Below are 11,989 nucleotides of genomic sequence, written 5' to 3'. Positions count from 1 at the left end.
CGCTGCATTCGGACTTTTCCAGGCACGCTGTGGTTCTCGCCGATCCGTCCCCTAATCGAGGGTGACCAAGCATGCAAGAAAGCGTGATGCAGCGCATGTGGGAAAGCGCCCACCTTTCAGGTGGTAACGCTGCATATGTGGAAGAGCTCTACGAGCTTTACCTGCACGACCCTAACGCTGTGCCAGAAGAGTGGCGCACTTACTTCCAGAAGTTGCCCGCCGAAGGCAGCACCGCTACCGATGTATCGCACTCGACAATCCGCGACCATTTCGTACTGCTGGCAAAGAACCAGCGCCGCGCCCAACCGGTTTCCGCCGGAAGCGTGAGCAGTGAACACGAGAAGAAGCAGGTTGAAGTACTGCGACTGATCCAGGCCTACCGTATGCGCGGCCACCAGGCTGCCAAGCTCGACCCCCTGGGGTTGTGGCAGCGCCCTGCGCCAGTAGACCTGTCGATCAATCACTACGGCTTGACCAATGCCGATCTTGATACGACCTTCCGTGCCGGCGACCTGTTCATCGGCAAAGAGGAAGCGAGCCTACGCGAAATCTTCGACGCTTTGCAGCAGACATATTGCCGCACCATTGGCGCCGAGTTTACCCACATCGTCGACTCCGAGCAGCGCAGCTGGTTCCAGCAGCGTCTGGAGAGCGTTCGTGGTCGCCCGGCAGTCTCTGCAGATGTCCAGAGTCACCTGCTTGAGCGCGTGACGGCAGCAGAAGGCCTGGAGAAATACCTGGGCACCAAGTACCCGGGCACCAAGCGGTTCGGTCTGGAAGGTGGTGAAAGCCTCATTCCAATGCTGGACGAGTTGATTCAGCGCTCCGGCTCTTACGGTACTAAAGAAGTTGTTATCGGCATGGCCCACCGCGGTCGTCTGAACGTGCTGGTAAACACCTTCGGCAAGAACCCGCGTGACTTGTTCGACGAGTTCGAAGGCAAGAAAAAGGTCGAGTTGGGTTCCGGTGACGTTAAATACCACCAGGGCTTCTCTTCCAACGTAATGACCGCCGGTGGTGAAGTTCACCTGGCCATGGCGTTCAACCCTTCGCACCTGGAGATCGTCTCGCCAGTGGTTGAAGGCTCGGTGCGCGCCCGTCAAGACCGTCGTAACGACAGTGTTGGCGACAAGGTATTGCCGATCTCCATCCACGGTGATGCGGCATTCGCCGGTCAGGGCGTGGTCATGGAAACCTTCCAAATGTCGCAGACCCGCGGTTTCAAGACCGGCGGTACTGTGCACATCGTGATCAACAACCAGGTTGGTTTCACCATCAGCAACCCGCTGGACTCGCGTTCCACCGAGTACGCCACCGACGTTGCCAAGATGATTCAGGCGCCGATCCTGCACGTCAACGGTGATGACCCGGAAGCAGTGCTGTTCGTGACCCAACTGGCTGTCGACTACCGCATGCAGTTCAAGCGTGACGTGGTTATCGACCTGGTCTGCTACCGTCGTCGCGGCCACAACGAGGCGGACGAGCCCAATGGCACCCAGCCGCTGATGTACCAGCAGATCGCCAAGCAGCGCACGACTCGCGAGTTGTATGCCGAGGCCCTGACCCAGTCGGGTCGTCTGGACGCTGAGCGCGTTCAGGCCAAGGTCGACGAGTACCGCAATGCGCTGGACAACGGTCTGCATGTCGTGAAAAGTCTGGTCAAAGAGCCGAACAAAGAGCTGTTCGTTGACTGGCGTCCGTATCTGGGCCACGCCTGGACTGCGCGTCACGACACTCGCTTCGACCTGAAGACCCTGCAAGAACTGTCGGCCAAGCTGCTGGAGCTGCCAGAAGGCTTCGTGGTACAGCGTCAGGTTTCGAAGATCTACGAAGATCGCCAGAAGATGCAGGCCGGTGGCTTGCCAATCAACTGGGGCTACGCCGAAACCATGGCTTACGCCACCCTGGCATTCGAAGGTCACCCGATTCGCATGACGGGCCAGGATATCGGTCGCGGCACCTTCTCTCACCGCCACGCGGTGTTGCACAACCAGAAGGACGCCAGCACTTATATCCCGCTGCAGAACCTGTACAAAGGCCAGCCACGATTCGACCTGTACGACTCGTTCCTGTCCGAAGAAGCGGTTCTGGCTTTCGAATACGGTTACTCGACTACCCAGCCAAATGCGCTGGTTATCTGGGAAGCTCAGTTTGGCGACTTCGCCAACGGTGCCCAAGTAGTTGTCGACCAGTTCATCACCAGTGGCGAGCACAAGTGGGGCCGTCTGTGCGGTCTGACCATGCTGCTGCCTCACGGTTATGAAGGGCAGGGGCCAGAGCACTCCTCGGCACGTCTGGAGCGTTACCTGCAGCTGTGCGCTGAGCACAACGTTCAGGTTTGCGTACCGACTACGCCGGCTCAGATCTACCACCTGCTGCGTCGTCAGGTTATTCGTCCGCTGCGCAAGCCGCTGATCGTTCTGACACCAAAGTCGCTGTTGCGCCACAAGCTGGCCATCTCGACGCTGGAAGATCTCGCCGAAGGCTCGTTCCAGACTGTGATCCCGGAAATCGATACCCTCGATCCGAAAAACGTCACTCGCCTGATCCTGTGCAGCGGCAAGGTCTATTACGATCTGCTGGAAAAACGTCGCGCCGAAGGCCGTGAAGACATCGCTATCGTGCGTATCGAGCAACTGTATCCGTTCCCTGAGGACGATCTGGTCGAGATCCTCGCGCCGTACACCAATCTCAAGGATGTGGTGTGGTGCCAGGAAGAGCCGATGAACCAGGGCGCTTGGTACAGCAGCCAGCACCACATGCGTCGTATCCTGACCCGCCACAATAAAGAGCTGGTTCTGGAATACGCCGGTCGTGATGCTTCGGCAGCGCCTGCTTGTGGTTACGCTTCGATGCACGCCGAGCAGCAGGAAAAACTGCTGCAAGATGCCTTCACTGTTTAATGCCATCGCGCACTAGAAACCGAATTTAAGGAACCACTGATAATGGCTATCGAGATCAAAGCCCCTACTTTCCCGGAATCGGTTGCCGATGGCACCGTTGCCACTTGGCACAAACAACCGGGTGAAGCCGTCAAGCGTGACGAGCTGATCGTCGACATCGAGACCGACAAAGTCGTTCTGGAAGTCCTGGCTACTGCCGACGGCGTATTGGGCGCTATCGTCAAGGGCGAAGGCGAAACCGTCCTGTCCGACGAAGTCCTGGGTTCGATCGAAGAAGGTGGTGTCGCTACCGCTGCTCCAGCCGCTGCCGCTGCACCTGCACAGGCTGCTGCTGCTCCTGCCGCTGCGTCGGACGAAGACGCCATCGGCGCTCCCGCTGCTCGCAAGCTGGCCGAAGAAAACGGCATCGCGCTGAACAGCGTCAAGGGCACCGGTAAAGACGGTCGCATCACCAAGGAAGACGTGGTCGCTGCCATCGAAGCGAAGAAAAACGCTCCGGCTGCCGCGCCTGCCGCCAAGCCTGCCGCTGCCGCCGCCGCGCCGATCGTTGCTACTGGCGATCGCACCGAGAAGCGCGTGCCGATGACCCGTGTACGTGCAACCGTGGCCAAGCGCCTGGTTGAAGCACAGTCGAACATGGCCATGCTGACCACCTTCAACGAAGTCGACATGACCGAAGTCATGGCCCTGCGTTCGAAGTACAAGGACCTGTTCGAGAAGACCCACAACGGCGTCCGCCTGGGCTTCATGTCGTTCTTCGTCAAGGCTGCTACCGAAGCACTGAAGCGCTTCCCGGCTGTCAACGCCTCGATCGACGGTTCCGACATCGTCTACCACGGTTATGCGGATATCGGCGTTGCCGTTTCCAGCGACCGTGGCCTGGTGGTACCGGTTCTGCGTAACGCCGAGCTGATGAGCCTGGCTGAAATCGAAAACGGCATCGCCACCTTCGGCAAGAAGGCGCGTGACGGTAAGCTGTCGATCGACGAAATGACCGGTGGTACTTTCACCATCACCAATGGTGGTACCTTCGGTTCGATGATGTCGACTCCGATCGTCAACCCGCCACAGGCTGCTATCCTGGGCATGCACAACATCATCCAGCGTCCTATGGCCGTTAACGGTCAGGTCGTTATCCGTCCGATGATGTATCTGGCACTGTCCTACGATCACCGCCTGATCGACGGTAAAGAGGCAGTGACCTTCCTGGTGACCATCAAGAACTTGCTGGAAGACCCAGCTCGTCTGCTGCTGGATATCTGATTGAGCAGCTGCAAGCGGCAGGCTACAAGCGCCAAGCCTGTAAGGTATGCGCTTTAGCCTGTGGCTTGCAGCTTACTGCTTGCCGCTTGAAAGAGGATTTTTTGAATGACGCAAAAATTTGACGTTGTGGTGATTGGTGCAGGTCCTGGCGGCTACGTAGCTGCCATCAAGGCTGCGCAACTCGGTCTTAGCACTGCCTGTATCGAGAAGTACACTGACGGTGAGGGTAAACTGGCCCTCGGCGGCACCTGCTTGAACGTGGGTTGCATTCCGTCCAAGGCGCTGCTGGACAGCTCCTGGAAGTACAAGGAAGCCAAAGAAAGCTTCAACGTCCACGGCATCTCCACTGGCGAAGTCAAAATGGACGTCGCTGCGATGGTTGGCCGTAAAGCTGGCATCGTCAAGAACCTGACCGGCGGTGTTGCCACCCTGTTCAAGGCTAACGGCGTTACTTCGATCCAAGGTCACGGCAAGCTGCTGGCTGGCAAGAAAGTCGAAGTCACCAAGGCTGACGGTACCACTGAAATCATCGAAGCCGAAAACGTGATCCTGGCTTCCGGCTCGCGTCCGATCGACATTCCGCCGGCGCCGGTCGACCAGAACGTCATCGTCGACTCCACTGGTGCCCTGGAGTTCCAAGCCGTACCTAAGCGTCTGGGCGTTATCGGTGCCGGTGTTATTGGTCTGGAGCTGGGTTCGGTCTGGGCTCGCCTGGGTGCAGAAGTGACTGTTCTGGAAGCACTGGATACCTTCCTGATGGCTGCTGATGCTGCCGTTTCCAAGGAAGCCCTGAAAACCCTGACCAAGCAAGGTCTGGACATCAAGCTGGGCGCTCGCGTTACCGGCTCCAAGGTCAACGGCGAAGAAGTCGAAGTGACCTACACCGATGCCAACGGCGAGCAGAAGATCACCTTTGACAAGCTGATCGTTGCAGTCGGCCGTCGTCCGGTGACCACCGATCTGCTGGCAGCTGACAGCGGCGTAACCATCGATGAGCGTGGTTTCGTTTTCGTTGATGATCATTGCGCGACCAGCGTACCGGGCGTTTTCGCCATCGGCGACGTCGTTCGTGGCATGATGCTGGCCCATAAAGCCTCGGAAGAGGGCATCATGGTTGTCGAGCGCATCAAGGGCCACAAAGCCCAGATGAACTACGACCTGATTCCATCGGTTATCTACACTCACCCGGAAATCGCGTGGGTAGGTAAAACCGAACAGTCCTTGAAGGCTGAAGGCGTTGAGGTTAACGTGGGCACCTTCCCGTTCGCGGCCAGCGGCCGTGCGATGGCTGCCAACGATACCGGTGGTTTCGTCAAGGTTATCGCCGATGCCAAGACCGACCGCGTTTTGGGTGTACATGTAATTGGCCCATCGGCTGCCGAACTTGTGCAGCAGGGTGCAATCGCAATGGAATTCGGCACCAGCGCCGAAGACCTGGGCATGATGGTTTTCTCCCATCCGACCCTGTCCGAAGCGCTGCATGAAGCCGCACTGGCAGTGAATGGCGGTGCCATTCACGTAGCCAACCGTAAGAAGCGTTAAACAATAAGAAACCACGGCGGGTGGCCCGTCGTGAGTCTTGCGTGCATGACTCACCGCGGAAAGTCCGCCGGACTCGAACTCCCGGAGCATACCGGGGGCATGTGGTCACAGGTGGCGCGGCACTCCAAAAGAGCGCAGCGCCGAAGCGCAGTACCTAACGAAGACGGTAAAAAGCATGAATCTTCACGAGTATCAGGGTAAGCAGCTGTTCGCTGAATACGGCCTGCCAGTTTCCAAGGGTTTCGCAGTCGACACCCCAGAAGCTGCCGCAGAAGCCTGCGACAAAATCGGTGGCACCGAGTGGGTTGTCAAAGCCCAGGTTCACGCCGGTGGTCGCGGTAAAGCGGGCGGCGTCAAGCTGGTTCGCAGCAAAGAAGACGCCAAGGCGTTCGCTGCGCAGTGGTTGGGCAAGCGTCTGGTAACCTACCAGACCGACGCCAACGGTCAGCCAGTGACCAAGATCCTGGTTGAATCCTGCACTGACATCGCCAAAGAGCTGTACCTGGGCGCTGTAGTAGATCGTTCGAGCCGTCGTATCGTATTCATGGCCTCCACCGAAGGTGGCGTGGATATCGAGAAAGTCGCTCACGAGACTCCTGAGAAGATCATCAAGGCTACTATCGATCCACTGGTTGGCGCTCAGCCATTCCAGGGTCGTGAACTGGCTTTCCAGCTGGGTCTGGAAGGCAAGCAAGTTGCACAGTTCGCCAAGATTTTCGTCGGCCTGGCCAAGCTGTTCAAAGAGCACGACCTGGCCCTGCTGGAAGTAAACCCGCTGGTCATCAAGGCCGACGGCGACCTGCACTGCCTCGATGCCAAGATCAACATCGACGCAAACGCCATGTACCGTCAGCCTAAGCTGAAAACCTTCCACGACCCGTCGCAAGACGATCCTCGTGAAGCTCACGCAGCCAGCTTCGAGCTGAACTACGTGGCCCTGGAAGGCAACATCGGCTGCATGGTCAACGGTGCTGGCCTGGCCATGGGTACCATGGACATCGTCAACCTGCACGGCGGCAAGCCAGCCAACTTCCTCGACGTAGGTGGTGGTGCTACCAAAGAGCGCGTTACCGAAGCCTTCAAGATCATTCTGTCCGACAGCAATGTCGCGGCCGTACTGGTCAACATCTTCGGCGGCATCGTTCGCTGCGACATGATTGCCGAAGGCATCATTGGCGCTGTGAAAGAAGTCGGCGTTAAGGTACCGGTTGTTGTTCGCCTGGAAGGCAACAACGCTGAACTGGGTGCTAAAGTACTGGCAGAAAGCGGTTTGAACATCATTGCTGCAACCAGCCTGACCGACGCTGCTCAACAAGTTGTCAAAGCTGCGGAGGGCAAGTAATGAGCGTCCTGATCAATAAAGACACCAAAGTCATCTGCCAGGGCTTCACCGGCTCGCAGGGTACTTTCCACTCCGAACAAGCCATCGCCTACGGCACCAAGATGGTTGGCGGCGTGACCCCAGGCAAAGGCGGTACCACTCACCTGGGCCTGCCGGTGTTCAACACCGTCAAGGAAGCCGTTGAGGCTACCGGTGCTGACGCTTCGGTCATCTACGTTCCAGCTCCTTTCTGCAAAGATTCGATCCTGGAAGCTGCGTTCGGCGGCATCAAGCTGATCGTCTGCATCACCGAAGGCATTCCTACCCTGGACATGCTGGATGCCAAGGTCAAGTGCGACGAGCTGGGTGTTACCCTGATCGGCCCTAACTGCCCAGGCGTCATCACTCCGGGCGAGTGCAAGATCGGCATCATGCCAGGTCACATCCACTTGCCAGGCAAGGTCGGTATCGTTTCCCGTTCCGGCACCCTGACCTATGAAGCGGTCAAGCAGACCACTGACGCCGGTTTCGGTCAGTCCACCTGCGTTGGTATCGGTGGTGACCCGATCCCAGGTTCGAACTTCATCGACATCCTGAAACTGTTCCAGGAAGACCCGAAGACCGAGGCGATCGTCATGATCGGCGAGATCGGCGGTTCGGCTGAAGAAGAAGCCGCTGCCTACATCAAGGCTAACGTGACCAAGCCTGTCGTTTCCTACATCGCTGGTGTTACCGCTCCTGCGGGCAAGCGTATGGGTCACGCCGGTGCAATCATCTCCGGCGGCAAAGGCACTGCAGACGAGAAGTTCGCTGCGCTGCAAGACGCGGGTGTGAAAACCGTGCGTTCGCTGGCAGACATCGGCAAGGCCCTGGCCGAACTGACCGGCTGGGAAGCCAAGAAGTAATAGCTTCTCAGTAAACAAAAAGGCCACCTTCGGGTGGCCTTTTTGCGTTTGCACGGCATCAATTGGTGATGGCTAGTGTAGTTGGGTGTTACCAAGTGACACCCGGATTGCTGTCATCGAGGCGACAAACTTTTTCGCACATCGGACAACTCGTCAGGCAGCCATGCGCAGTGGGTGCAACTTGGTTACACTGTCTGCACTTTCGTGTCGGTCCCCCAAAAGGGTGCTGGCATGCTTTAAAGGGCCTGTCTCATCCGGACGGGCTACATATTTCCCTCACCCAAGGGGAAATCCCTCTCTAAATCCCGATTTCAGAAGTGTGGTATTTCCTTAATGAAAGTCTTGAAAGGCCAGGATGTCCTGGCGCTTGGTTTTATGACGTTCGCGTTGTTCGTTGGTGCGGGCAATATTATCTTTCCGCCGATCGTCGGTCTGCAGTCCGGTCCACACGTGTGGACGGCGGCGCTGGGCTTTCTGATCACCGCGGTAGGTCTGCCGGTTATCACCGTGATCGCCCTGGCCAAGGTGGGCGGCGGTATGGACGCGCTCAGTAGTCCAATCGGCAAGGTCGCTGGCGGGTTGCTTGCAGCGGTCTGCTACCTGTCTGTCGGTCCCCTGTTCGCCACGCCGCGAACCGCGACGGTTTCCTTCGAAGTAGGTGTGGCACCGCTGACCGGCGAAAGTCCGACCGCGTTGTTTATCTACAGCCTGGTGTACTTCCTGGTGGTTCTGGCCGTGTCGATGTACCCCGGCAAACTGCTCGATACCGTGGGTCGTTTTCTTGCGCCACTGAAGATTATCGCCCTGGCGGCGTTGGGCATAGCCGCGTTCATGCTGCCGGCCGGTACCACGGGGGAAGCGTTGCCAGCCTATGAGGCGTCGGCATTTTCCCAGGGCTTTATCAATGGTTACCTGACCATGGATACCCTTGGTGCGCTGGTATTCGGTATCGTCATCGTCAATGCCATCCGCTCCCGGGGCGTCGAATCGCCAAGGCTGATCACTCGTTATGCCATCATTGCCGGCCTGATCGCAGGTGTCGGTCTGGCGCTGGTCTACATCAGCTTGTTTCGTCTGGGCGCCAGTAGCCATGAGATTGCTGCCGGGGCATCCAATGGCGCCGCTGTACTGCATGCTTATGTGCAGTATACCTTTGGCTCACTGGGCAGCGGCTTCCTTGCGGTGTTGATCGCGCTGGCTTGCCTGGTGACTGCAGTTGGCCTGACATGCGCGTGTGCCGAGTATTTCAGCCAGGTGTTGCCGTTGTCCTATCGGGTTCTGGTAGTGATCCTGTGCGGCTTCTCGCTGCTTATCTCGAACCTGGGCCTGACCAAGCTGATCATGTTCTCGATCCCGGTGCTGACGGCAATCTATCCGCCGTGCATCGTGGTGGTGGGCTTGAGCTTCTGCAAAGAACTGTGGAACTCGCAGGTGCGTATCCTGGCGCCGGTTATGCTGGTATCGCTGATCTTCGGTATGGTTGACGCCATCAAGGGCACCAGCCTGGGTGTGAATCTGCCAAACTTCCTGGCCCACTTGCCGCTCAGCGAGCAAGGTCTGGCCTGGTTGGTTCCGTCGGTAGCAACCTTGGCAATCGCCATCGGCTGCGACCGCTTGCTGGGCAAGCCGCGCGAAGCGCTGGCCTGAGAATAGGCCCTCATCTGGCGCCGGCCACAAGCCAAAGCGCGCCAGCCTGGGCATATTTACAAGCCCCGCATCCTGAAAGGGATGCGGGGCTTTTTCGTTGTGCGGAATCGGACGTGTCTTTTTCTTCGGCTAAGCGTCGAAAGCCGGTCAATGCGTATTACTGTGTTCGAACTTATTTACCGGGACCTCGCATGAGTTTCATTCAAAATAATCTGATTCATCTGCTGGCAGCCTGTTGGTTTGTTGTGTGCTGGGGCGGCTATACCCGCTATGCGACCTGGAAGGGGCGCGACACAGCCTGCCTGGCCAGCGTGTTGCACCTGTACCGCGAAGACTGGATGCGCCGGATGTTGATGCGGGACAACCGTATTGCCGATGCAAGTGTTGTGGCTAACCTTGAGCGCAACGCTTCGTTTTTTGCTTCCAGTACGCTGATTATTCTTGCGGGCATTCTTACTGTGCTCGGCGCTTCTGATCGCGCCGTGTCGTTACTGGCTGACTTGCCGCTGGTTCAGCAGGCGACTCAAGGCATGTCGGAAGTAAAGCTGCTGTGCTTGGCCACGGTGTTTGTTTATGCCTTTTTCACCTTCAGTTGGTGCATGCGTCAGTATAACTTTGCGGCCATTTTGGTGGGGTCGGCGCCAATGGTGGGTGAGCGTCATGTCAACGAACTGGAGCGCAAGGCATTTGCCCAGCGTGCAGCGCGGGTCATTTCAATGGCTGCCAACCAGTTCAACTTTGGTCTGCGCTCTTATTACTTTGGCATGGCCATGCTCAGTTGGTTTATCAGTCCATGGTTGTTCATGCTGATGAGTGCGGGTGTTGTCCTTGTGCTGTACCGGCGCGAGTTTCACTCCGATGTGCTGGAGGTGATGGTATATACCCCGACTGAGGTGCCAGGGGTGGAAACAGCAAAAGACGCTGGGCTTAACTGAAACGTTACAGCGTTGAGTCACGAATATAAAAAAACCCGACAACTGTCGGGTTTTTTCATTCCAGGGCGCTTGCTTACTTGGCAGGCTCGGCTGGAGCGGTTTCTGGCGCGGGGGTGACCGGTGCAGCAGGAGCGGCTTCTTCAGCGGCTTTCTGTTGCGCTTCAGCACTGTCTTTGGCGGCTTCAGCGTTTTCTTTTGCAGCCTCGTTCACTTTATCCTGAGCTTCGTCCATCTTCTGCTGGGCGTTCTCGGTGTGTTGCGCAGCATCCTGAGCCTTGTCTTCGCTGGCTTTATCGCAAGCAGCGAGACCCAGGGCGGCGGCCAGCATTACGGCAAAAGCAAAAGGTTTACGCATGGGGTGTTTCTCCTTGTGGAAATAAGTTACTTGTTCCTTTGAGCTCAAGTAACGGATAGAAGTTCCACATACATTACAGATATATAACTCCCGGATCTACATAGACTTTTTTTGGGGCGTGTGCATTGTCTCAATAACCACAAAGGCTTTAGTGATATGAGTGACACTCCATTGATGGCCATGGCAGAGCGCTTTCTCTGTGCTTTACCTCATTGCCAGGTTTTACAGATGCGTGTGCATCACGTGGACAACCAGGGTATGACGCTGGTGCTGCCTTATTCGCCAAAAATTATCGGCAATCCACAGACCGGGGCTATTCATGGTGGTGCCCTGACGACATTGATGGATACCACCTGCGGCATGGCCACGCTATGTGTACTGCCAGCGTTCGAAGTCTGCCCGACCCTCGATCTGCGCATCGACTATATGCATTCAGCCAAGCCTGGCCTTGATGTCTACGGTTATGCGCATTGCTATCGGGTTACCCGCGATGTGATTTTCACTCGCGGCATGGCGTATCAGGACGATCCCGAGCAACCCATTGCGCAGGTGGTGGGTACCTTTATGCGTTTGGGCAAAAATGTGAAGGGCGGGTTGAGTTTTGGCAGTTCGTTGAAGGAGCGCGGGCAATGATTCCCCCAGAGGTGCATTTGCAGTTACGCAAGGCGCATGCTGAAGGTAACTATCAGCCACTGTTGCAGTTGATTCCCTATGCAGGGTTGATAGGCATTCAGTGCAGTCGCGAGGGCGACGATCTGTTGTTTTGCCTGCCGGCCAGCCGGGAAAACATTGGCAATCCCTTGCTGCCCGCTATTCATGGGGGGGTTATTGCCGGCTTCATGGAATTGTCGGCAGCCTTGTATCTGTTGATTTTCAGTGAAAGCGCTACGATTCCGAAAATCATCGATTTTTCCATCGACTATCTGCGTGCGGGGCACTTTCGCGACACTTATGCTCGCTGCCAGTTGTGGCGCCAAGGGCGACGGGTGACCAACGTGGCGATAACCGCATGGCAAGGCAGCGAAGCTGAACCGATTGCCACGGCGCGTGCGCATTTCAAGATCGAAGAAGTCGGCATGCCCTTGAAATAGTTTCTCGTGCCCCCATCTGCATGACAT

General features: G+C 57.2%; 10 protein-coding genes. 9 read left to right on the top strand and 1 reads right to left on the bottom strand.

Annotated elements, in window-relative coordinates:
• Window positions 1-71 precede the first annotated feature (71 nt).
• From D3Z90_RS18495 to D3Z90_RS18465, 7 genes are all read left to right on the top strand, one after another.
• Window positions 72-2,903, top strand: coding sequence for a 2-oxoglutarate dehydrogenase E1 component (locus D3Z90_RS18495; RefSeq protein ID WP_136477387.1), 2,832 nt, complete (start codon window positions 72-74; stop codon window positions 2,901-2,903).
• Window positions 2,904-2,945: 42 nt separating this feature from the next.
• Entirely contained in the window at window positions 2,946-4,166 is a 1,221-nt protein-coding gene (gene odhB, locus D3Z90_RS18490) for a 2-oxoglutarate dehydrogenase complex dihydrolipoyllysine-residue succinyltransferase (protein WP_136477386.1), read from the top strand.
• A 105-nt stretch (window positions 4,167-4,271) separates the two neighbouring features.
• On the top strand, window positions 4,272-5,708 hold the full coding sequence (lpdA, locus tag D3Z90_RS18485; protein ID WP_136477385.1) for a dihydrolipoyl dehydrogenase: 1,437 nt from the start codon (window positions 4,272-4,274) through the stop codon (window positions 5,706-5,708).
• Window positions 5,709-5,883: 175 nt separating this feature from the next.
• Complete coding sequence (gene sucC / locus D3Z90_RS18480) at window positions 5,884-7,050, top strand: ADP-forming succinate--CoA ligase subunit beta (RefSeq protein ID WP_010224674.1); 1,167 nt, start codon at window positions 5,884-5,886, stop codon at window positions 7,048-7,050.
• The gene (gene sucD / locus D3Z90_RS18475) at window positions 7,050-7,934 is read left to right on the top strand and encodes a succinate--CoA ligase subunit alpha (protein ID WP_016393102.1); all 885 of its coding nucleotides are present in this window, start codon (window positions 7,050-7,052) and stop codon (window positions 7,932-7,934) included. The genes sucC and sucD overlap by 1 nt, the downstream gene beginning before the upstream one ends.
• 333 nt (window positions 7,935-8,267) lie before the next feature.
• Entirely contained in the window at window positions 8,268-9,581 is a 1,314-nt protein-coding gene (brnQ, locus tag D3Z90_RS18470; protein ID WP_136477384.1) for a branched-chain amino acid transport system II carrier protein, read from the top strand.
• A gap of 191 nt (window positions 9,582-9,772) precedes the next feature.
• Window positions 9,773-10,516 (top strand): DUF599 domain-containing protein, encoded by a 744-nt coding sequence (locus D3Z90_RS18465; protein WP_136477383.1) that lies wholly within the window; start codon window positions 9,773-9,775, stop codon window positions 10,514-10,516.
• Window positions 10,517-10,589: 73 nt separating this feature from the next.
• On the opposite strand, the gene D3Z90_RS18460 is transcribed toward D3Z90_RS18465, so the two are convergent.
• Entirely contained in the window at window positions 10,590-10,871 is a 282-nt protein-coding gene (locus tag D3Z90_RS18460) for a hypothetical protein (protein WP_136477382.1), read from the bottom strand.
• 156 nt (window positions 10,872-11,027) lie between these two features.
• Here D3Z90_RS18460 and D3Z90_RS18455 point away from each other — a divergent pair, with 156 nt between their 5' ends.
• Window positions 11,028-11,504 carry a PaaI family thioesterase gene (locus D3Z90_RS18455; protein WP_136477381.1) on the top strand — a complete coding sequence of 159 codons (477 nt, stop codon included), beginning with the start codon at window positions 11,028-11,030 and terminating at the stop codon, window positions 11,502-11,504.
• Window positions 11,501-11,962, top strand: coding sequence for a PaaI family thioesterase (locus tag D3Z90_RS18450; protein WP_136477380.1), 462 nt, complete (start codon window positions 11,501-11,503; stop codon window positions 11,960-11,962). The genes D3Z90_RS18455 and D3Z90_RS18450 overlap by 4 nt, the downstream gene beginning before the upstream one ends.
• The last annotated feature ends 27 nt before the right edge of the window (window positions 11,963-11,989 follow it).

Source organism: Pseudomonas sp. DG56-2, assembly GCF_004803755.1.
In the GTDB taxonomy this organism is placed as follows: domain Bacteria; phylum Pseudomonadota; class Gammaproteobacteria; order Pseudomonadales; family Pseudomonadaceae; genus Aquipseudomonas; species Aquipseudomonas auratipiscis.
The sequence above is the reverse complement of the archived record's forward strand: the minus strand, read 5'-3'. Positions and strand labels throughout refer to the sequence as shown.